At 60.0% G+C, this 21,346-nt stretch carries 21 protein-coding genes; 9 read left to right on the forward strand and 12 right to left on the reverse strand.

What is annotated here, in order from left to right; translation table 11 throughout:
* The first annotated feature begins 4 nt into the window (after positions 1 to 4).
* Positions 5 to 1,672, forward strand: coding sequence for a ribonuclease J (locus GLP52_RS02510; protein ID WP_093732600.1), 1,668 nt, complete (start codon positions 5 to 7; stop codon positions 1,670 to 1,672).
* 160 nt (positions 1,673 to 1,832) lie between these two features.
* On the opposite strand, the gene GLP52_RS02515 is transcribed toward GLP52_RS02510, so the two are convergent.
* The 3 genes from GLP52_RS02515 to GLP52_RS02525 all read right to left on the reverse strand — a co-directional run bounded on the left by GLP52_RS02515 (position 1,833) and on the right by GLP52_RS02525 (position 6,235).
* Entirely contained in the window at positions 1,833 to 3,491 is a 1,659-nt protein-coding gene (locus tag GLP52_RS02515; RefSeq protein WP_237271484.1) for a DEAD/DEAH box helicase, read from the reverse strand.
* A gap of 137 nt (positions 3,492 to 3,628) precedes the next feature.
* A complete protein-coding gene (locus GLP52_RS02520) occupies positions 3,629 to 4,573 on the reverse strand; it encodes a glycosyltransferase family 2 protein (protein ID WP_237271485.1) in 945 nt (314 codons plus the stop codon).
* A gap of 42 nt (positions 4,574 to 4,615) precedes the next feature.
* Positions 4,616 to 6,235, reverse strand: a complete 1,620-nt coding sequence (locus GLP52_RS02525; RefSeq protein ID WP_237271486.1) for a peptide chain release factor 3 — start codon at positions 6,233 to 6,235, stop codon at positions 4,616 to 4,618.
* Positions 6,236 to 6,367: 132 nt separating this feature from the next.
* Here GLP52_RS02525 and GLP52_RS02530 point away from each other — a divergent pair, with 132 nt between their 5' ends.
* Positions 6,368 to 6,727: a nuclear transport factor 2 family protein gene (locus tag GLP52_RS02530; protein ID WP_093732596.1), complete on the forward strand. Its 360-nt coding sequence runs from the start codon at positions 6,368 to 6,370 to the stop codon at positions 6,725 to 6,727.
* Here the strand turns inward: GLP52_RS02530 and GLP52_RS02535 are convergent, their stop codons facing one another.
* A complete protein-coding gene (locus tag GLP52_RS02535; protein ID WP_237271487.1) occupies positions 6,728 to 7,741 on the reverse strand; it encodes a Hint domain-containing protein in 1,014 nt (337 codons plus the stop codon).
* A 183-nt stretch (positions 7,742 to 7,924) separates the two neighbouring features.
* Here GLP52_RS02535 and GLP52_RS02540 point away from each other — a divergent pair, with 183 nt between their 5' ends.
* The 3 genes from GLP52_RS02540 (at position 7,925) to GLP52_RS02550 (ending at position 11,366) form a co-directional block, all read left to right on the forward strand.
* Complete coding sequence (locus GLP52_RS02540) at positions 7,925 to 8,704, forward strand: SDR family oxidoreductase (protein WP_093732594.1); 780 nt, start codon at positions 7,925 to 7,927, stop codon at positions 8,702 to 8,704.
* 156 nt (positions 8,705 to 8,860) lie between these two features.
* Positions 8,861 to 10,219, forward strand: coding sequence for a sodium:proline symporter (locus GLP52_RS02545; RefSeq protein WP_093732593.1), 1,359 nt, complete (start codon positions 8,861 to 8,863; stop codon positions 10,217 to 10,219).
* A 43-nt stretch (positions 10,220 to 10,262) separates the two neighbouring features.
* Entirely contained in the window at positions 10,263 to 11,366 is a 1,104-nt protein-coding gene (locus tag GLP52_RS02550) for an ABC transporter ATP-binding protein (RefSeq protein ID WP_093732592.1), read from the forward strand.
* Positions 11,367 to 11,417: 51 nt separating this feature from the next.
* On the opposite strand, the gene GLP52_RS02555 is transcribed toward GLP52_RS02550, so the two are convergent.
* Positions 11,418 to 12,119, reverse strand: coding sequence for a helix-turn-helix transcriptional regulator (locus GLP52_RS02555; RefSeq protein WP_237271488.1), 702 nt, complete (start codon positions 12,117 to 12,119; stop codon positions 11,418 to 11,420).
* Between the two features lie 176 nt (positions 12,120 to 12,295).
* Here GLP52_RS02555 and GLP52_RS02560 point away from each other — a divergent pair, with 176 nt between their 5' ends.
* The 4 genes from GLP52_RS02560 to GLP52_RS02575 are packed head-to-tail and all read left to right on the forward strand — an operon-like array spanning position 12,296 to position 14,921.
* Positions 12,296 to 12,532, forward strand: coding sequence for a twin-arginine translocase TatA/TatE family subunit (locus GLP52_RS02560; protein WP_138923053.1), 237 nt, complete (start codon positions 12,296 to 12,298; stop codon positions 12,530 to 12,532).
* A gap of 6 nt (positions 12,533 to 12,538) precedes the next feature.
* Complete coding sequence (gene tatB, locus GLP52_RS02565; protein ID WP_237271489.1) at positions 12,539 to 13,204, forward strand: Sec-independent protein translocase protein TatB; 666 nt, start codon at positions 12,539 to 12,541, stop codon at positions 13,202 to 13,204.
* Positions 13,201 to 14,085 carry a twin-arginine translocase subunit TatC gene (gene tatC, locus GLP52_RS02570; protein WP_093732589.1) on the forward strand — a complete coding sequence of 295 codons (885 nt, stop codon included), beginning with the start codon at positions 13,201 to 13,203 and terminating at the stop codon, positions 14,083 to 14,085. Before tatB ends, tatC begins: the two co-directional genes overlap by 4 nt.
* Positions 14,082 to 14,921: an ATP-binding protein gene (locus GLP52_RS02575; RefSeq protein ID WP_093732588.1), complete on the forward strand. Its 840-nt coding sequence runs from the start codon at positions 14,082 to 14,084 to the stop codon at positions 14,919 to 14,921. Before tatC ends, GLP52_RS02575 begins: the two co-directional genes overlap by 4 nt.
* An 87-nt stretch (positions 14,922 to 15,008) precedes the next feature.
* On the opposite strand, the gene GLP52_RS02580 is transcribed toward GLP52_RS02575, so the two are convergent.
* From GLP52_RS02580 to GLP52_RS02610, 7 genes are all read right to left on the reverse strand, one after another.
* Complete coding sequence (locus GLP52_RS02580) at positions 15,009 to 16,265, reverse strand: peptidoglycan DD-metalloendopeptidase family protein (RefSeq protein ID WP_237271490.1); 1,257 nt, start codon at positions 16,263 to 16,265, stop codon at positions 15,009 to 15,011.
* Between the two features lie 76 nt (positions 16,266 to 16,341).
* Entirely contained in the window at positions 16,342 to 17,001 is a 660-nt protein-coding gene (locus GLP52_RS02585) for a protein-L-isoaspartate(D-aspartate) O-methyltransferase (protein WP_093732586.1), read from the reverse strand.
* A complete protein-coding gene (surE, locus tag GLP52_RS02590; RefSeq protein WP_237271491.1) occupies positions 16,998 to 17,783 on the reverse strand; it encodes a 5'/3'-nucleotidase SurE in 786 nt (261 codons plus the stop codon). Before surE ends, GLP52_RS02585 begins: the two co-directional genes overlap by 4 nt.
* 72 nt (positions 17,784 to 17,855) lie before the next feature.
* Positions 17,856 to 18,506 (reverse strand): SDR family NAD(P)-dependent oxidoreductase, encoded by a 651-nt coding sequence (locus GLP52_RS02595; RefSeq protein WP_237271492.1) that lies wholly within the window; start codon positions 18,504 to 18,506, stop codon positions 17,856 to 17,858.
* 104 nt (positions 18,507 to 18,610) lie between these two features.
* A complete protein-coding gene (locus tag GLP52_RS02600) occupies positions 18,611 to 18,877 on the reverse strand; it encodes a type II secretion system protein N (RefSeq protein WP_093732583.1) in 267 nt (88 codons plus the stop codon).
* A gap of 216 nt (positions 18,878 to 19,093) precedes the next feature.
* Entirely contained in the window at positions 19,094 to 20,578 is a 1,485-nt protein-coding gene (gene purF, locus GLP52_RS02605; RefSeq protein WP_093732582.1) for an amidophosphoribosyltransferase, read from the reverse strand.
* 185 nt (positions 20,579 to 20,763) lie between these two features.
* Entirely contained in the window at positions 20,764 to 21,318 is a 555-nt protein-coding gene (locus tag GLP52_RS02610; protein ID WP_093732581.1) for a CvpA family protein, read from the reverse strand.
* Between the last annotated feature and the right edge of the window lie 28 nt (positions 21,319 to 21,346).

Genomic DNA, 21,346 nt, shown 5'->3' on the forward strand with positions numbered 1-21,346 from the left:
TCATATGAGCAGCGAAAGATTGATCTATCTGCCCCTCGGTGGGGCAGGTGAAATTGGCATGAATGCCTATGTTTATGGATACGGAAAACCCGGCAAGGAGCGGCTGATTGTTGTCGACCTTGGCGTGGCTTTCCCTGACATGGACACAAGCCCCGGCGTGGATTTGATCATCCCCGATATCGCCTGGCTTGAACAACGCCGCGACCAGATCGAGGCGATTTTCATCACCCACGCCCACGAGGACCACATCGGTGCCGTGGCCCATACCTATGACCGCCTGCGCGCCCCTATCTATACGCGCAAGTTCACAGCGAACATTGCCAAGCGCAAGATGGATGAATACGGCCACCCCGAAGACGCGGTGACCACCGTGGCACCGTGGCCGCAGCAGACCACTGTCGGGCCGTTCACGGTCGGCTTCCTGCCCATGTCCCACTCTATCCCTGAATCGTCGTCCTTGGTGATCGACGTGGCGGGCGATCGCCTGATCCACTCGGGTGACTTCAAGATCGACATGACACCGGGCGTCGGTGAGGCCTATGATCCCGAACTTTGGGCCGATGTGTCCAAGGACGGCGTCAAAGCGTTGATCTGTGACAGTACAAATGTGTTCTCGCAGAACGCCGGCCGTTCCGAGGCGACTGTCGGGCCAGAGATCGAAAAGCTTCTGGGCACCGCACAGGGTATGGTCGTCGCGACGACCTTTGCTTCGAACGTCGCGCGGGTGAAAACCTTGGCCGATGCTGGCGAACGGGCAGGGCGTTCCGTCGTTCTGCTGGGTCGTGCGATGAAACGCATGGTCGAAGCCTCGCTTGAAACGGGCGTGATGAAGGACTTTCCTCCGGTCGTGAGCCCGGAAGAAGCCCGCGGCATCCCGCGTGAAAACCTGATGCTGTTGGTGACCGGTTCGCAAGGCGAACGCCGTGCGGCGTCGGCACAGCTGGCGCGCGGGAAATACATGGGGCTGGAAATGAAGGAAGGGGACATGTTCCTGTTCTCCTCCAAAACCATTCCGGGCAACGAGCGTGGCGTGATCAAGGTGATCAACGCGTTCTCCGAAATGGGCGTCGATATCGTCGATGACAGTTCGGGTCTGTACCACGTGTCGGGACACGCCAACCGCCCCGATCTGGAAACGCTGCATGATGTGGTAAAACCTCAGATCCTGATCCCGATGCATGGTGAGCATCGCCACCTGCGCGAACACGCCAAAATTGCCAACGCCAAGGGGATGAAGGGTGTTCTGGCCGTGAACGGCATGATGATTGACCTATCGGGCAACGAGCCAAAGGTTGTTGAATATGTCGACAGCGGGCGCACCTATCTGGACGGGTCGACGCAAATTGGCGCGATGGACGGCGTTGTACGCGACCGTATTCGCATGGCGCTGAACGGCCACGTCACCGTGACGGTGATCATGGACGAAAACGACGAAGCTTTGGGCGACCCTTGGGTCGACGCTATGGGCTTGCCAGAGCAGGGCCGTTCCAAGACGTCGCTCGTCGAAGTGCTTGAGGCCGATCTGGCCCAGTTCCTTGGCCGCGCCAATGCCAAGACACTGCGCGACGACGACAAGCTGCACGACGGACTGAAGCGCACCGTGCGCCAGTCGGCCAATGATGAAATCGGCAAAAAGCCCGAAGTCACCATCGTTGTCAGCCGTCTAAGCTAAGGCATCGACACATTAAATCGAAACGCCGCGCAGGCCACTGCGCGGCGTTTTGCGTTTGTATGGAAGACTGATGGGGGACACGCGGCAGGGTACTGCGCAAAAGAAAAGGCGCAGAGAATCCTCTGCGCCTTTTTATGAGATGGTCAGGGGAAGAGACGGGTTATTCGCAGCGCTCGGCAAAGCTCAGGCCGATGAACTCGGGCGTGTGATCGCCCAGACCGACGACACGGTTGTCATTGCGGTTGTTCTGCTGGCGATTGTTGTCATTGCGGGTGTTATCCCCACGCCCGCCACGGGGACTGCGACGGTTGGTCGACTTGTCGTCCTGCGTGGCGTCCACCTTTTGCGGAGCCGCCTTTTCGGTGCTGCCCTGCGCAGGTTTGTCGGATTTGTTCGCTTGCGGCGTGGCCGCTGGTTTGGTTCTAGCTTTCGGCGCGTCAGCCTTTGGGCTGCTGGCCTGCGCTGCATCCGTCTGCGCTGTATCTGCCTGTGGCGATGCCGCCTGTGGGGTCACGGTCTGATCGGCGTCAGTCTTAGCCGCTTCAGGCTTCTTGCGGCTGCGCGAACGGGTCCGCTTGGGCTTATCCGCAGAGGTTCCAGCGTCGGTTGAAGCAGCAGGGGCATCTGTCGTCTTGGCATCTGTCTGGACGTCAGCTTTGACGTCTTGGCCACCCAACGGGTTTTCCAGTCGCGGAATCTCGCGCTGTACCAGACGTTCGACGTCTTCGAGGTTCTTCTCATCACGTGGGACGCAGATCATGATCGCCTTGCCGTCGCGGCCCGCGCGGCCGGTCCGGCCAATGCGGTGCACGTAGTCTTCGGCATGGGACGGCACATCAAAGTTATAGACGTGGCTGACCGACGGCACATCAAGGCCCCGTGCCGCAACATCAGAAGCAACAAGGAAGCGCAGATCGCCATTGCGGAATCCGTCGAGGGTTTTGGTCCGCTGGCTTTGGTCCAGATCGCCGTGAATTGGTGCCGCGTCATAGCCGTATTTTTTCAACGACTTGGCGACGGTATCCACATCCATCTTGCGGTTGCAAAAGATGATAGCGTTGGTGCATTTGTCGCCCTCGGCGTCGATCAACGCGCGCAGAACCTTGCGCTTTTCCGTCGCTTCGCGGTCCTTGCGCGAGGGTTTGAACATCAGCACGCCTTGCTTGATATTCTCGCTCGTGGTTGCCTGACGCGCGACTTCGATACGCGTGGGGGCGGACAGGAAGGTGTTTGTGATACGTTCGATTTCTGGGGCCATGGTAGCCGAGAAAAACAGCGTCTGACGGGTAAAGGGCGTCATCTGGAAGATACGTTCGATATCGGGGATGAACCCCATGTCGAGCATCCGGTCCGCTTCGTCGACGACCATGATCTTGACGTCGGACAAGATCAGTTTGCCGCGTTCAAAATGGTCAATCAGACGACCTGGCGTCGCAATCAGAACGTCGACGCCTTTATCGATCAGCTTGTCCTGCTCGCCAAACGAAACGCCACCGATCAACAGCGCCTTGGTCAATTTCAGGTGCTTGGTATAGGTGTCGAAGTTTTCGGCGACCTGTGCTGCCAGTTCCCGCGTGGGACACAACACCAGACTGCGTGGCATGCGGGCGCGGGCGCGTCCACGGGCAAGCAGAGTGATCATGGGCAGGGTGAAGCTGGCAGTTTTGCCGGTACCTGTCTGGGCGATTCCCAACACGTCCTTGCCTTCAAGGGCAGGGGGGATCGCACCGGCCTGGATTGGCGTGGGGGTTTCATACCCGGCCTCATCAATGGCTTTTAAGACTTTAGGATTAAGGTTTAGATCAGAAAATTTTGTCATGTGTGTCCGATGATAGCGGACGCTCATTTGGCCCGCGGCAGCATTCATGTCGGCCCGCATGGCCCAAGGGGCGGAGGCTCTCCGCGACATGTTCCGCATCCATTAGCAAGAACTGCCCGTCAGGTCAAACGGATGCGCTAAGGCGCTGTGAAGCGGGGGAAATGTGTTGCCAGATGGTCGGAGAGGCCCAGATCAACCTCGCGTAGCAGGCCATGGCTGCGCAGACGGGCGCGCAATTGGGCCGTATCCGCGCAGACTTCGTCGAAAAACCTGCGCAATCCGACTTCGCCACTTTCGTCCTCGATCATCGAAAAGAGGTCATTGAGCGACAGGCCTCCTTGGTCATAGGGGCGGTTGGGGCGCAGTTCGGGGCGGTAGCTGCCTTTCGTCACACGGTAGCGATAGGCGCCGATCCAGTCATCCCATGATTTTGCATGAGCATGGGCCAGCGAGATGCCCGTCGCGGCATCATGACAGGCCAGCATATCGCCTTTCTGAAAGACATTGTGGATGCGCAGATGCATGTTCGGCAGCCCCGTGCGGACAAAGACCTTGCCCGCCAGATGGCTGAGAAATCCGCCTTTCAGATAGGCCCCATAGGTCGGGTAAAGTTCCGCCACGATGCGTGCGCGGTCGGGGCCGCTGGGAATGAAATCCTTGAACACAGACGGGTCGCCCGACAGCTGCTCCATCGGGCGGATGCGGGTGGCGGGCGGATCGGTGGGGCACTGCGCCAGTATGTCTGCGATGGGGCGGTCGGCGACAAGGTATTCGTCGACATCCATATGGATCAGCCAGTCGACCTCGCGCCGACGATTATAGGCGTGGGTGGCATTGGCCGTCTGACGTTGCTGGTGCGCCTCGGGGCGTTCGCGCTTGCGCTGCTTCCAATAGGCGGCGTCGCAGCTAATGACGCGGATCTTGGGATGGGCGTCCAGATGGGCAAAGGCTTCGTCGTTAGGCGCATCAAGATAGATATACAGCCGGTGCGCGCCCGCCGCCAAATGATAGGCGGCGAACTGCAATATGTCGCGCGTCGGTGCCAGAATGGTAGAGGCGATGCCCCATGTCACATCAGTCATGGGGCCAATGTGCGGCGCGCGTGTCGGGCTGGCAAGCCCAAGTTAGACCATCATTTCCTTGGTCGCGGTCAGGCGCACATCGGGGTAGTCGCGGTCGACGCGATCGATATCCCATTGCAGCCGCGTCAGGTAAACGACGTCGCCATCGTGATCGAGAGCGATATGCTGTTTGTTGGCTTCAGTAAACTTATCAACAGCTTGCCGGTCACCGTTCACCCAGCGTGCCGAGGTGAACTGCGATTGCTCAAAGCGCACAGGCAGGCCGTATTCCAGCTCAATCCGGCTGGCGAGCACTTCGAACTGCAATTGCCCGACGACGCCCACGACAAAGCCGGACCCGATGGCGGGTTTGAAAACCTTGGCGGCACCTTCTTCGGCGAATTGCATCAACGCTTTTTCAAGGTGTTTTGATTTCATCGGGTCACCCGCACGGACGCCTTGCAGCAACTCCGGCGCAAAGGAGGGGATTCCGCTCACGCGGATCGCTTCGCCTTCGGTCAGCGTGTCACCGATGCGCAATTGCCCGTGGTTGGGAATGCCGATGATGTCACCGGCCCAGGCTTCCTCTGCCAGCTCGCGGTCGGCGGCAAGGAACATCACAGGGTTGGTCACAGACATGACTTTTTTGGATCGCACATGGGTCAGTTTCATGCCGCGTGTAAAGTGGCCCGAGGCAAGGCGGACAAAGGCAACGCGGTCGCGGTGCTTGGGGTCCATGTTCGCCTGAACCTTGAAGACAAAGCCGGAAACCTTTGTTTCTTCAGGTAAAATATTCCGTGGCTGCGCCGACTGAATTTGCGGTTCCGGCCCGTAGGTGGCGATGCCATCCATCAGTTCCTTGACGCCAAAGCTGTTGATCGCGGACCCGAACCAGATCGGCGTCAGAGACCCTTCGGCCATCAGCTCGGCATCCAGCGGCGGCATCAGCTCGCGCACCATCTCAAGGTCTTCGCGCAGCTTTTCGAGCAGCGCGGCGGGCACATGTTCGGCCAGCTTTGGGTCGTCCAACCCTTCGATCGCGATGCTTGCGGATACTTTGTTGCGGTCGGCACGGTCCATCAGTTCCAGCCGGTCGCGCAGGATGTCATAGCACCCGATAAAGTCGCGGCCCACGCCGATCGGCCAGCTCGCGGGGGTCACGTCAATCGCGAGGTTTTCTTGAATTTCGTCGATAATCTCGAACACATCGCGGCTTTCGCGGTCCATCTTGTTACAAAAGGTCAGGATCGGCAGGTCGCGCATGCGGCAGACCTCGAACAGCTTTTGCGTCTGGCTTTCCACACCTTTCGCGCCGTCGATTACCATCACGGCTGCGTCCACCGCTGTGAGCGTACGGTAGGTATCTTCGGAAAAGTCCGAGTGGCCCGGCGTGTCGACAAGGTTGAACCGGAAATTCGTGCCCTTGTTCATAAAATCGAACGACATGGCCGAGGCCGAGACAGAGATGCCGCGGTCTTTTTCCATCGCCATAAAGTCGGACCGTGTGCGCCGGGCCTCGCCCTTGGCGCGGACCTGACCGGCCATCTGGATCGCCCCACCGAACAGCAGGAATTTCTCTGTCAGCGTGGTTTTCCCCGCATCGGGGTGGGAAATGATCGCAAAGGTGCGACGCCGAGCGATTTCGGCAGGCAAAGCGGGGCGGTTTGAGGGGGTATCCAACATGGATTGGCATATATCCACGCCCGAACACACGCGCAAGGCTGCTTGGATCAGGCGATGGGTGGCATTTCTTTGGGCCCGCGGGTGGAAATCGGGTACTATGAGGTGCGTGAGGTCATAGAAAGGGAGAAGACGATGGAGTTGAAAGAGATTGCAGAAGCTTTGGTGAAAGGGTGCCGCGAGGGGCACGAGGTGGCGAACCTTGATCGGCTTTATGCGGCGGATGCCGTGTCGGTTGAGGCAATGGATCATGGTAACGGGCGCGAAACCAAGGGCCTCGACGGGATCAAGGGCAAGCATGCCTGGTGGGACGGCGCGATGGAGGTGACGCGTCAGAACGTCAGCGACCCGATGCTCCATGGCGATGATCGCTTTGCCGTTATGTTCGACGTTGCCGCACGCGAAAAGGCCAGCGGCAACGTGATGGAGATGAAAGAGGTCGCCGTTTACTACGTGGAAAATGATAAGATCGTGCGCGAGGAATTCTTTGGCTGATTAGCGCATACTGGCGCGGCGCAGCAGTTCAGCTGCGTCGGGGCGGTCAAGCAGCGGTTCGGATACATCAAGCCCCGCATGAGGCAGGTCGGAATGGCCGGGGATGACATCGCCCATGGCATCCGACAGCTCTTGCGGCAGCACGCCCTTGGTGCGGCTGTCGATCAGCATGGATTCCGCTGCGATCCCTTCGGCATAGATGATCTGGTGGCTGTCAAACAGCAGCTGGAAGTAATCGACGAAGCCGCCATCTTGCACCCGCACCGTATCACCGTTCACCAGATGCCGCGCCTTGACCAGCAGTTCCGAGCGGCCCGCGCCCAGACGGTCTTGGCGTTGGTAGATGAACAGGCGGTGGTCGGGGCTGACGATCAGGTCATTCTCGTTGTTCAGAGTGCCCGCATCAATGCAGATCGGGGCAAATTCACCGACGGCGCGCACTGTGCTCTGGCTGATCCAGCGGATTGCCTGCACGCCATCATCGCGGGTGAGTATCTTGTCGCCCACCACCAGATCTTCAATCGGAAGCTGTTCGCCGGTGCCCATGGTGATGTGCGTGCCGCGGGTAAAGGATACGCAGGCGACCTGAGCGAATTTCTGACGCATGGTCTGGGTGTCGATGCCAACCAGCCGGTATTCCACTTTCGGCGACAGCGCGCTCAGCGGGATCAGATATATCGCCTCGGCGTGGCCATCGTCCGCCACCTCGACCAGTAGGATCGCGTCGTTGATCTGCCCGTCGGGCGACATAAAGGTCAGCGCACAATCCAGATGCAGCGTGGCCCCGCTGGTGCCGGTTTGCGTATCAGGTGCGATCGACAGGCTGCCGTTTGCTGCCGTCTGTATCGACAGGCGCACAGGGGCCGCGCCATAGGAAAGCTCGTAAACATCATCCAGCAGCAGCTCTGATGCAAAGGACATCGGATCGCCCATATTCGCTCCATCCGTCGCCGTGAATTGCGTCGCACGGTAGACAGGGACGCTTTGCGGTGGGGAAGGGCGGGGCGAGGTCATGGGGCGGGCCTTTGCGCACAAATGGTAAGGTAAAGCGATACCGGCGGTCGCATAACCGTCGGTGGTTATAGCATCTTTGCCATAGGATTGTGTCTCATTGTGGTCAAGCCTTTGGCCTTTTGCTGGCATTGTTTGCAGTGACAGTGCTACGACTTGCGCGAACATCAATCGGGAGAGATCGCTATGGATCTGGGAATCAAAGGAAAACGCGCATTGGTTTGCGCATCGTCAAAGGGTCTTGGCCTGGGCTGTGCAGAGGCACTGGCCGAAGCGGGGGTGAATCTGGTGATGAATGCACGCGGTGCCGCTGATCTGGAAACAGCCGCCGAACGCATCCGTCAGGACTATGGCGTCGAAGTCACCACCATTGCCGCCGATATCGCCACGGACGAAGGCCAAAAGCTGGTGCTGGACGCTGCAGGCGACATCGACATTCTGGTCAACAATGCAGGTGGCCCGCCCCCCGGCATGTGGAGCGATTGGGACCGTGACGATTTCATCAAGGCGCTCGACGCGAACATGCTTGCCCCCATTGCGATGATCAAAGCGCTGGTGCCTGCGATGATGGACCGTGGCTGGGGCCGTGTCGTCAATATTACCTCGCAATCCGTACGTGCGCCAATTGGTGTTCTGGGGCTCAGCAACTCTGCCCGTACCGGTCTGACCGGCTATGTCGCGGGGACCTCGCGTCAGGTCGCGGGCAAGGGTGTCACGATCAACAACCTACTGCCCGGCATCCACGCCACCGACCGCGCCGATGCGCTGGATGGGGGTGTCGTCAAACAAAAGGGCATCACGCTGGACGAGGCCCGCACAGAGCGCGCATCGACCATCCCAGCAGGTCGCTATGGCACGCGGCATGAATTCGGCGCGGCCTGCGCTTTTCTGTGCTCGCAACACGCGGGCTTTATCGTCGGGCAGAACCTTTTGCTCGACGGTGGCGCGACAAACATGACGATGTAAGCCGTGGGCCTGACGCTGCGGCACCTATGGGGCGCGCGCAGCGGACGGGCTGACATATTCCATCACGTTTACGACAGACTGCCGCGCGATAGATAGCGCGGCAGTTTTTGCTCGGTTACCCATGGTTGTTACAGTCTTTTGCAAAGGTAACCCCTGATGTCCCCCATTGTTCTGTTTGTCCTCTTCGGTGCGATCATCGCCGCAAGTCTGCTGGCTGCACCTCGGCGTGCCTCTGTAGAAGGGTTCTTTGGCGGGGTGACGGTCCAAGGCAGGGCACCGGGGCTTTGGACGCTGGTGCTGAGCCAGGTCACCACATGGATTTTCGCCCGCAGCCTGATGAATGCGGCGATCCTGGGCTACTACTACGGCATCGCGGGGACGCTGGCCTATGCCGCGTATTACGGGTCCTTCCTGTCCGGCGGTTTTATCGTGGGCCGTTTGCGCCAGAACGGGGCCATGTCCGTGCAGAATTGGCTCGGGGCACGCTTTGGCGGAGCAGGGAACGCTTGCTATAATCTGGTGATCGCCCTGCGGCTCTTGTCCGAGGTATTTGCGAACCTGCTGGTGGTGGGGCTGATCTTTAACGCTGTGCTTGAGGGCAGCGGCACGCCGGCGATCCTGATCGTGGCGCTTGTGGGCTTGGGTTATTCGGCTTGGGGTGGGCTCAGTGCTGCGCTGCGCACCGATGTGGTGCAGATGGTGGTGTTTCTGGTGGTCTTCGGCGTCGCTTTTGTGGCGCTGGTCGTCTCGCCCGGTTTTGATCTGGGCGCGGTTGTCACGGCACCGGGGACGACAGGGGCCTATAACGGATGGGTGCTACTGGCGGTGGCGCTGTTGCAGGTGTTTTCCTACCCCGCACATGATCCGGTGATGATGGATCGCGGGTTCATTGCTGATCCACAAACGACGCGCCGGTCCTTCGTGCATGCGTTCTGGATCTCGACGCTGTGCATCATCGGTTTTGGTTTTTTCGGTATTCAGGCAAGCCTTGCCGGTGCCGCATACGAGGGCGAGCTGATTGGCACCTGGGCCACGATGTTTCCTGCGTGGGTGTTTGTCGCGCTCATGATCTCGCTGCTGATATCGGCGCTGAGCACGCTGGATTCCGCGCTCTCTTCTGCCGCAAGGCTGGTGGTCGAAGAGCTGAAGCTCGCGCCGCGCAGCCTGAATGGCGGGCGGGTTGTGATGCTGGGTTTTATGGCCGCAGGCACGGTGCTGACTCTGTGGGGCAATGCGACGCTTTTTGACGCGGTGGCCGTGTCGGGCACTGCGTCGATGTTTTTGACGCCGGTTCTGATTGTGGGGCTGGTGATGCAGCGCCAGATTGCAGCTTGGGCCTATTTCGCCGCCTTTGGGGCCGCGATGCTGGGGGCGTTTGCCTATTTCGCGCGTGCATGGCCCGCCTTTGCTGCCGTGCTGCCCGAGGGGCATAAATACGAACAGCTTTTGGTGATTTGTGTGAGCGTTCTGGTCGCAGGCTTTGCAGCGGTGCTTGCGGGCACGCGGCGGGGCTGATACCGGTCGATCCCGAGTGAATTGATCGGATTAGACCGCGCCCATGACAGACTTCACCGAGATGCATCCCCGGCTGGAAATCAAGAACCTTCAGCGCGCCTATGGCGGGCGGGCTGTCGTGGATGACGTCAGCCTGAAGATCATGCCGGGGCAGGTGACCTGCCTGTTGGGGCCGTCGGGCTGCGGCAAGTCGACCACCCTGCGGATGATCGCGGGTGTCGAGATGCAGGACAGCGGCACGATCCATGTGGACGGCAAGCTGATTTGCGACACGGTGTTCCGCGTGCCGCCCGAGCGGCGCGAGATCGGGTTGATGTTTCAGGACTTTGCCCTGTTTCCGCACCTGAGCGTAGCCGATAACGTAGGCTTTGGCCTGAAAACGGGCAACAAGGCTGAACGCCGCGCCCGCATCGAAGAACTGTTGGAGCGTGTCGACCTTTTGCGGTTCATCGACGGCTACCCGCATCAGCTGTCTGGCGGTGAACAGCAGCGCGTGGCGCTGGCGCGGGCTTTGGCCCCGCGGCCCAAGATCATGCTGATGGACGAGCCTTTCTCGGGGCTTGATAACCGTCTGCGGGATGACATCCGCGACGAGACGTTGGGTATCTTGAAAGAAGAGGGCACCGCCGTATTGCTCGTGACCCACGAACCCGAAGAAGCCATGCGCATGGCCGACGAAATCGCGTTGATGCGCGACGGTAGAATCGTGCAGCAGGGGGCCCCCTATAACGTCTATACGCGTCCTGTCGATCGTGCCTCGGTCGCGTTTTTCTCAGACGCAAATGTGCTGCGGGCCGAGGTCACGGGGGCGCTGGCGCATACGGTCTTTGGCCGGTTTCTGGCCCCCGGCGTGCCGGATGGAACGCAGGTGGATATTGTGTTCCGGCCCCAGCATTTACGGATCGACTTTGACCGCGGGGGCAAAGGGCCTTTGCCGACGTCTACGGATGGGACAGCGGCCCGCGCTGTGGTCGCCCGTGCGCGGTTCATGGGCAATGAAAGTCTGGTGGAATTCGTGATGGACCATGACGGCAGCACCCTGCGTGCCACCGTGCCAAATGTCTTCCTGCCGCAACCGGGGGCCGTCATGTGGCTGACCGTGCGCCGCGACCGCTGTTTTGTCTTCCCAGTGCATCCTGCGAGGTAAAACGCGGAACTCTGTCTGTGGTGTGCACGCGGGATGCCTTCGGCGAGGATTTTAATCCATTTGGAAGTCTGGCGGCGCGGTAAACAGTTCGGGCAGTGGGTGCGTGTCTTCGATCAGGTCAAGGCGAAGGGTTTCAGTTTTCTCGTTAGCTTCATTCCAGCCTGACAGGAGCCAGCTGCGGGCCGCGTGGGTCAGCGCAAGGGGATGCAAGACCAACGTCCTGAGTGATCCGTTGTCGGCATTATAGACGATCCTGAGCTTCTGGCGCGCGCGAATGGCGGCGCGAAGTACCGGCAGATGCGCCATTCCGCGTGCAGCATTGGCGAATGGGTGTTCGACCCGTTGCCAGTCCAGCGTGTCAGGATGCCCGCTTTCAGGCAGCGCCGCGTCGATCTTTTGTGCGAGGGAGGTCGCGGCTGCCTGCAAGTCGGGATCGGTGGTTTCAAGCACAACCGCGAGGGCAAGCTGCAGGGCCTCTATCTCTTCTTGCGACAGGGACAGGGGCGGCAGCACGGTGGCGGGCGTCAAACGGTAGCCTGCACCACGGGTGCCCGTGATCGCCACACCCGACGCCTGTAATCTCGCGATGTCTCGGTAAAGCGTGCGTAAGGACACGCCCTTCGCCCGCGCCAGATCTTCGGCACGGTGCAATTGGTGGTCACCCAAAGTGGAGAGCAAGGAAAACAATCGATCACTGCGACGCATGGTAAAGGATGTGCCACGTGTCGGACGGCGGCGCAAGGCAACTGCCAAAAAACTGTCAGGAGCGTATGGGGCGCAGTCCGGTCACACAAATTTTGCGACACGATGTAGCGCGGCCGTTGGTTTGGCTCTTCAAGCTGCCGGGGCGCGGGACTAAAAAGGATCAGAGTTTTCTGGCACGGGGGCAGTCCCGCCCGTGCCTACATTCGGAATATGGAGTAGAGACTATGTTGAACAATATCGGCCTTCCGGGTCTTTTGCTGATTGCAGTTGTGGTGTTGGTCCTGTTCGGGCGCGGCAAGATTTCCAGCCTGATGGGCGAAGTGGGCAAAGGCATCACCAGCTTTAAAAAAGGCATCAGCGAAGGCGAAGACGACGTCAAAAATGGCGACAAGGATACCGCAGAGCTGGGCGATGACACAATTGTTGTCACCGAAACGAAGACCGACAAGGACCGGGTGTAAGCTCTCATGTTTGATATGGGGTGGTCAGAGCTGTTGGTCGTCGGCGTTGTTGCGCTGATCGTGGTGGGTCCAAAAGACCTGCCCGTGCTGTTTCGCAAGGTCGGTCAATTTGTCGGCAAGGCCAAGGGTATGGCGCGTGAATTCAGCAGCGCAATGAATGATGCGGCCGACGACACCGGCATGCGCGAGATGTCGGCGGGCTTGAGCAAGTCGTTGAAGACAGCCACAAACCCGCTGGGATCAGCGATGGACGAGGTGAAATCCGCGACCAAATCGCTTACGAAGTTTGACCCCGACAGCAATACCGGCAAGCTGGCAGCCGAGCGCGCCGAGGATGTGAAAAAGATCCAGGCTGCGACCGCCCGCGCCGGAGCAGAGCGCAAGCAGCGTGAAGCCTCGGAAGCGCTGGCGCAGGCCGAAGCCGCCGAGGCAAATCTAGCCACGCCGTCCGCAGCACCCCAGATCGAAAAGACGGCGACAGAGGCTGCGAAGGCCCCTGCGAAAAAAGCGCCGGCCAAGAAGGCTCCGGCAGCCAAAGCCCAACCTGAAAAAACGACGCCTGCAAAGACGACGCCTGCAAAAAAGCCAGCCGCAAAGAAACCTGCTGCAGCGAAACCTGCGGCCAAGAAAGCCGCGGCTAAAGCGCCAGCGGCCAAAAAGAGTGACACATGAGTGCTTCGGACGATATTGACGACAGTGCCGCCCCGCTGATCGAGCATCTGGCAGAGCTGCGCACGCGGCTGATCCATTCGGTGATCGCCTTTATCATCGGCATGGTGATCTGTTTTACCGTGTGGAATCCGATCTTTAACTTTCTGACGCACCCTTTGTGTTCAGCGATGGCCGAGCGCGGTCAGGACGATTGCGGGTTGATCCTAATCAAGCTGCAAGAGGGCTTTTTCGTCGCTATCTCTATCTCTTTGCTGGGCGGGCTGGTCTTGGGCTTTCCTTACATCAGCTATCAGCTGTGGCGGTTTGTGGCCCCGGGTCTTTACAAGAACGAAAAGGGTGCCTTCCTGCCGTTCCTAATCTCGAGCCCGCTGATGTTCTTTTTGGGCGCGTCTTTTGCGTTTTACGTCGTCACGCCGCTGGCGTTCGATTTCTTCCTTGGTTTCCAGCAGGCCGGTACGCTTGTGGGGGAGGGCACGGATAACGCAGGCGGGATCGCGGCGATCGCCTTTCAGGGTTCTGCGCAGGAATATCTGAGCCTGACGATCAAGTTTATTGTGGCCTTTGGCCTGTGTTTCCAGCTGCCGGTTCTGCTGACGCTGATGGGCAAGGCCGGTCTGGTCAGCGCCGAAGGGCTTGGCAACGTGCGCAAATATGCGGTTGTCGGTATTCTGGTGCTGGCTGCACTGGTCACACCGCCTGATGTCATCACCCAAGGTATCCTGTTTGTTGTGGTCTATGGGCTTTACGAAATCTCTATCTTTCTTGTACGGCGTGTCGAACGCAAACGAGAAGAACAACTGCGTGCAGACGGGTACTATGATGACGAATATGATGACCCGATCCTTGCAGAGTTCGAAGAGGATGAGGACGACCTGAAGTGAACCGTGACCCTATGGACCGTATCGCAGCGGCGTTGGAGAGGATGTCTCCTGCGCCGCTGAAAGCCCCCGATTTTGAAGTGGCAGGTGCCTTTGTCTGGCAGACTGGGCCTGACCATCTGGCACCGGTAGAAACGGTCAGTAAAGTCGATCTGTCGCTGCTGGTCGGTGTGGACCGTGCGCGGGATACGTTGCTGGCCAACACCACGCAGTTCGCCGCTGGACTGCCTGCCAACAACGCCCTGCTTTGGGGCGCTCGGGGGATGGGCAAATCGAGCCTCGTGAAAGCCGTGCACGCCCATGTCCGCGAAAGCCATGACCGGCTGCGCATTGTTGAGTTGCAGCGCGAAGACCTGCCGTCGGTGGGCCGGTTGCTGAACCTTCTGCGTGGCGCGCGGCAGCGTTTTATCCTGTATTGCGATGACCTCAGCTTTGGTCATGACGATGCGCATTACAAATCGCTCAAGGCGGTTCTGGATGGTGGGATCGAAGGGCGGCCCGAGAATGTCGTGCTTTATGCCACGTCGAACCGCCGCCACCTGATGCCCCGCGATATGATCGAAAACGAACGCGGTTCGGCCATCAACCCTGCCGAAGCGGTTGAGGAAAAAGTGTCATTGTCGGATCGCTTCGGGCTGTGGTTGGGTTTTCACCCCTGCGATCAAAAGCAATATCTGGATATGATCCGCGGCTACTGTGATGCCTATGGCGTAGAGATTGACGCCAAGACCCTACATAGCGAAGCGATTGAGTGGCAGGCCACGCGCGGTGCGCGGTCGGGTCGTGTGGCGTGGCAGTACTTTGTTGATCTGGCTGGGCGGCGCGGCGTCACTTTGTGACTGCGCCCGTATAGGTCAGCTGCGGCCCCCTTCGTGGGGCCACAGGACCAAATTTAACATTAGAAAATTCAGCTTAGTTCAGGCTGCTTAGTTCAGATAGGGTGTCGGGTCGACGCTATCAAACCCGTTGCGGACCTCGAAATGGACGAATGAATCGTCGCCCGGCCGCAGTTTGGCGATGTTCGCCCCTTTTGCCACACTATCCCCTTTGGCGACCGACACATTGGCGACGTTGGCATATACGGTCAGCAGGTTGTCAGGGTGGCGGATCACGACAATCGGCACGCCCTCGGCGCTTTTGGTGATCGCGGCGACGGTGCCGCTATCGGCGGCTTTGACCGCGGCACCCGGTGTGCCCTTGATGTTGATGCCCTCGTTCTTGCCCTTGGAATAGGCGCGGATGATGCTGCCCTGTACGGGGGGAGACATGCGGCCCGAAGAGGCGGGTTGCGTCGTCTTGCCCACATCGGCGACAGGCTTGGCTGCGGCGGGTTCGGGCTTTGGCGCGGCGGGCTTCTCGTCCACGGGCGGTAGCGGTTTCGCAGCGCTTGGCGGGGTCGGCGTTGGCGATCCGGTGCCGGGCAAGCTGGTCGTTGTCGGCGCAGTGGCTGTCGCGGCGGCTGGCACTGCAGCGCTGCGTTTCGGGGCGGCTTGCTGCGCCACGGGGATCAGCAGGAATTGCCCTTCGCGGACGGAGAAATCAGCGCCAAGCCCGTTCCATTCGGCCAGCGTTTCAACCGGCACGGCATAGAGACGCGCGATGGTATAGGCGGTCTCGCCACGTTCCACCTTGTGCCGCACAGGCTCGATCCCGGTCTGTTTCGCGGGGTTCTCGCGGGTGGTGGTCTGCGCCGATGGTAGGGCAGTGGTTTGCACGCCGGGGGTGGCGGGCGCGCGGTTGATCGCGCCGCCGGCCATGGACTGAATATCGACCGCAGCGGTGGTGATCGGGCCGGTACCGGATGCCCCCGTTGCTGGTGACGGTTCGGATACGCGCGTCGGCAAGGCGATGATCTCTCCCTTGCGGAGGGGGACTGTGGCGTCGATGCCATTATAGCGCGACAGGCTGCCCACATCAGACCCTACGCGGGTTGCGACATCAGCCAGCGTGTCACCCCGCCGCGCCACCGCGACCTGATAATTAGGGTAAGAGATCACCCCGCGGTTGTCCGGTGCGGGGCGTTCGTCCAGCGGTCCGGTGGCTGCATGGGCGGTGGTAAAACCGTCACCAAAGCCGCCGCGCAAATCCATATCCAGGGGGCGGTCACAAGCAGCGAGCAAAAGCGCAGAGCTGCCCGCCAGTACCGTCAGCCTTAGGGTACGGGTCACGTTTGGTTGGGTCATCTGCTCGTCCTCGTATTCGGTGCCGTATGCGCCTTGGGGTCCCCGTTCGGGCGGAGTTCCCCTTGCTATACTGCAATTATCCGTCTTTTCCCAGCCCTTCAAGCAAGGGAACAAAGCGCACTTTGCGCAGCTCGTCATATTCCAGCCCGGTCTCTGTTTTGCGCACCCGTATGAGGTGTTGAACCGTGTCCGATTGGCCGACAGGCACCACCATGATGCCCCCCACCTTGAGCTGTGCCAGAAGGGGCCCGGGCGGGTCTTCGGCGGCGGCGGTCACGATGATCCGGTCAAAGGGGGCCTGTTCGGGCAAACCAAAGCTGCCATCGCCGATGATCGCGGTGATGTTTGACAGGGCGAGGTCTTCGAAAATCTGGCGGGCTTCGACAACCAACCGACGGTGGCGGTCGATGGTATAGACGCGCCGCGCAAGCTTGCTGAGGATCGCAGCCTGATAGCCAGATCCTGTCCCCACCTCGAGCACCTTGTCACGCGACGACACATCGAGCGCCTGCGTCATCAGGGCGACGACGGATGGCTGGCTGATCGTTTGGCCGCAGGCAATCGGCAGGGGCATGTCCTCGTAGGCGCGCGAGGCAAACAGGCCACGGATAAACGGGCCACGGTCGATCTGTTCCATCGCGTTCAAGACACGGGCGTCGGTCACGCCTTTGGAACGGAGTGCGTAAAGAAACTGCATCTTGCGGGTCGCGTCCGTGATTTCTTCTTCGTCGCTCATGTATTGATGGCTTTAAGCGCGTCAAATGTATCATGAGCCGTGAGGTCAGCGCGCATCGGCGTGACCGTGATATAGCCGTCGAGATTCAGCGCCGCATCGGTGCCGGCGTCCGTCGGGATTTGTTGGTCGGCCCCCTTGATCCACAAGAACCGCCGCCCCGAGGGAGACAGCTGCGGGATCGTCGAGAACGTGGTGTCGCGGCGCATCCCTTGGGGGGCAAGGCGGATACCTTGGACATCGGTGGCAGCCACGGGGGGGAAGTTCACGTTGTAAAACAGACGGTAGCCCGACCCGTGGGGCGGCGTGGCGTCCAGAATGCGCCGGATCACATCGGCCCCGTGTGATGCGGCAGCTTCAAAGGGATCGTCCAGATCGCGGTTTTCCGGACCATAGTATTGCGACAGCGCCACTGCGGGGATGCCTTGCAAAGCGGCCTCCATCGCGCCGCCGATTGTGCCGGAATAAAGCGTGTTTTCAGCCGCGTTATTGCCACGGTTCACGCCTGACAGCACCAGATCGGGACGGGCATCCAGCATACAATCGTGCAGCGCTGCCATCACGCAGTCGGCTGGGCTGCCTTCGACGGAAAAGCGACGGTCGCTGACGTTCTCGACCATCATGGGTTTGGTGTAGCTGATGCAATGGCCGACGCCGGATTGTTCATAGGCAGGGGCCACAGTCCAGACTTCGCCGTCGGGTCCAGCCAGTGCGGTGGCAATGGCGTGCAGGGTCTCAAGACCCGGAGCATGGATACCGTCGTCGTTCGTGATCAGAATGCGCATAAATTCCCCTTTGCGCCTTGATAAGCGACGGGGCGCGGCGCGGCAAGGCAGGAGCCTTCACCGCATCAAGTTTTAGGGCTGGGAAGCCGCGAGTTGCGCCAGAATTTCAGCGGCCTGCGACTGCGGCGTGTTCAGCGTTTCGCGGTCCTCGCCGGGGTGGAACCGTGCGCGTGTGGCGGTTGGCATGGGGGCAGGCGTCATGACGTGCACGCGCGGCCCGATTTTCACGCTTTCGGCCTGCCAGCTTTTGGCCAGCGCGATCTGTGCTGCCTTGGTGGCCCCATAGCTGCCAAAGAACTTGGTCGCCACGACGGGATCATCAAAGAATACAGCTTGTCCCGCTTGGCCCAGCAAAGGTGCCACATAGGTAATCAGTGTCGAGGTGGCGGTGACGTTGCACGCGACAGATTTCGCCATGTCCTTGGCGTCGATGTGATCGGTCGGGGCCAATGGGGCGGCGTGGACAGCAGTGTGCAGCCAAAGATCAAGGCTGCCCCAACGGTCGTAAATGCCACGGCACAGGGTCGCCATTGCATCGACATTGGTGATGTCCATCGGGGCCAGCGTCGCACTGCCGCCACGGGCCTGGATCCGGTCATCCAGCTCTTCGAGAGCACCAGTGGTTTTGGCCACTGCAATGATGTGATGCGTGTCGCAAAGCGCTTCGGCCAAAGCGGCACCAAGGCCGCGGGACGCGCCGGTGATAAGAGCTGTTTTTGTCATGAGGTGGCTTTGCCTGAGCCACTGCCCCCCGTCAAGAGGGGCGCGGCGTCGCAGCGGCACGGAGCCAATACGGGGGCAACATAGGCGGCAATCGTGTGCGCGGGTTAGCCCTTGGGCAGTTTCAGCGTCACGGTACGACCGCGCTGCGACAGTACCACACTGTCGTCGCCGATGGCTGCAACAATTCCGTCGCTGATCTTGTCGTTCAACGTGACCCGGTGGATACGCCCGCGGCCATCGCGGATCAATGCGCCTGGGTCGGTCGGACTGCCAAAAGTGCCAATCAGCGCAAGCTTGGGCAAGGATGCCTGCTGCGTCGCCAGGCTAAGAACTTTTTGCGGTGTCGGTGTGCTTTTATCGTCGGTCGCCATGGGTGCCTCTTGGTGCGCTCTGGTGTCGAAAGGTGGTTAGACCGCGGAGCTAACAAAGCCGCCCATCATCCGGAAGAGGGCAGGACGGAGGCTGGCGAAGACTGGCTTGTAGGTCGGCAAAGCCTTGCCAGTGGCGCAGGGGCAAAAACGCAAAAGGGCGGGCGAGGGGTTGATCCCTGCGCCCGCCCTTGCGGCGTTGATTTGGACGAAGCGGCCCTATTCGGCGGCTGGCTTCATCTCGAACCCTTGATTGATCTGGTCACTAGGGGTGACAGGGTAGTCGCCCGAGAAGCACGCATCGCAATACTGCGGGCATTTGTTATTGCGGCCCTCTGCTTCGCCCACGGCGCGATACAACCCGTCAAGCGAGATGAACTTGAGGCTATCCACTTGAAGGTGCTCGCGCATTTCTTCTTCTGACATGGTCGCGGCCAACAGCTTTTCGCGCTGCGGCGTGTCCACACCGTAAAAGCACGGCCATGCTGTGGGCGGCGACGCAATGCGGAAGTGGACTTCCTTCGCGCCGGCATCAAGAATCATCTCTTTGATCTTGCGGCTGGTGGTCCCACGGACGACCGAATCGTCAACCAGAATGACCCGCTTGCCCTTGATCAGCGCCCGGTTCACGTTGAGCTTTAGCCGGACGCCCATATTGCGGATCTGTTCGGTCGGCTCGATGAAGGTCCGGCCCATGTATTGGTTTCGGATGATCCCCATTGCATATGGGATACCCGATTCGAGGCTGAACCCGATGGCCGCCGGCGTACCGCTGTCTGGCACGGGGCAGACAAGATCCGCGTCGACGGGGGATTCTTTGGCCAGTTCACGGCCGATCGCCTCGCGGGTTTCATAGACCGACCGCCCGCCAAGGATGCTGTCAGGACGGCTGAAATAGACGTGTTCAAAGATACAAAAGCGCGATGCGACGCGGCGGAACGGAAAGTGGCTTTCGACGCCTTTGGGGGTGATGACTACCATTTCGCCCGGTTCGATTTCACGAACGAATTCGGCACCGATGATGTCCAGTGCGCAGGTTTCAGAGCTTAGCGCCCAACCGTCACCGAGCTTGCCCAGAACCAGCGGTCGCACACCCAATGGATCGCGCACGCCGATCAGTTTAGTGCGGGTCATCGCCACAACCGAAAACGCGCCTTCGACACGGCGCAGGGCGTCTTCCATCCGCTCGGGGATGTTTTGCTGAAGCGAGCGCGCCATCAGGTGGATGATACATTCGCTGTCCGACGAGGACTGAAAGATCGACCCGCGTTCAATCAGTTCGCGACGCAGGGCGTTGGCGTTGGTGATATTGCCGTTATGGGCAATCGCGGCACCGCCCATGGCGAATTCACCAAAGAACGGTTGCACGTCACGGATCGCTGTCGGCCCTTTGTGACCGGAGGTAGAGTAGCGCACGTGCCCGATCGACAGTTCGCCGGGCAGTGTTTCCATGATTTTTTGCGAGGTAAAGTTATCACGCACATAGCCAAAGCGGCGCGCCGATTGGAAGCCGGCGGTGGGGTCATAGCTGACGATCCCGCCCGCTTCTTGACCACGGTGCTGCAGCGCGTGCAGGCCGAGCGCGACAAAGTTCGAGGCGTCTGCAACGCCAATCACGCCGAACACCCCGCATTCTTCTTTAAGTTTATCCCCATCATCTGCGTCACGCAGATACGAGGAATCAAACGGGTGTGCGGGGGGCATGATCTTGGACAACGGGGAAACTCCGAATCCGATGAAGGGATAGGGGCTATGTAGGACTTCGAACGCGCCTTGTCACCCCGCCGTTACATTTTGCTCTGTCAAATGCTGCGATGCAACATATGCCGAAACGCAAACGCCCCCGAAAACGGGGGCGTAGGTATGTTATGTCGAAGTTTTGGCGGCGATCAGACGTCGCAGGCACCAACCAGGGCTTCATAGCGGGTGGTGATCCAACCCAGTGCAGCCTCTGGGTTCTGGTCTTCGATCTGGCCGGTAAAGCGCCCGAACACTTGAGCAGAGCGGCTTTCGTCCACCATGGTAAAGGACTGGCCGGTGATCACGGTGCTGTAGACAAAGAACGCGATTGCGACCAGCAAGATGCCGCGGGCCACACCAAAGAGGAACCCAAGCCCCTGATCAAGACCCCCCAGAACCGATCGCTGTACCAGCGACGAGAACAGCGGGGTGAACAGCGACACCACGATCAGCGCGATGGCAAAGACAATGGCGAAGGCCCCGATAATCGATAATTCACAACTGTCGGCAAGAAACTCGCCCACAACTGGAATTTCTGACACCAGCGGTTCAACCTGCGGCGCAAAGAGAAACGCGAGGATCGCGGCGGCGATCCAGCCGACAATGGCCATAAATTCGCGTACAAGCCCGCGGCCATAGGCCAGCAAAGCGGACAGAATAATGACAAGCGCCACAACCCCGTCAATGATGGTAAAACCTTCCATGATCGTCTTGCCTTCCTTGAAGGGGCGG

Source organism: Sulfitobacter sp. M22, assembly GCF_021736025.1.
GTDB classification, from domain to species: domain Bacteria; phylum Pseudomonadota; class Alphaproteobacteria; order Rhodobacterales; family Rhodobacteraceae; genus Sulfitobacter; species Sulfitobacter litoralis.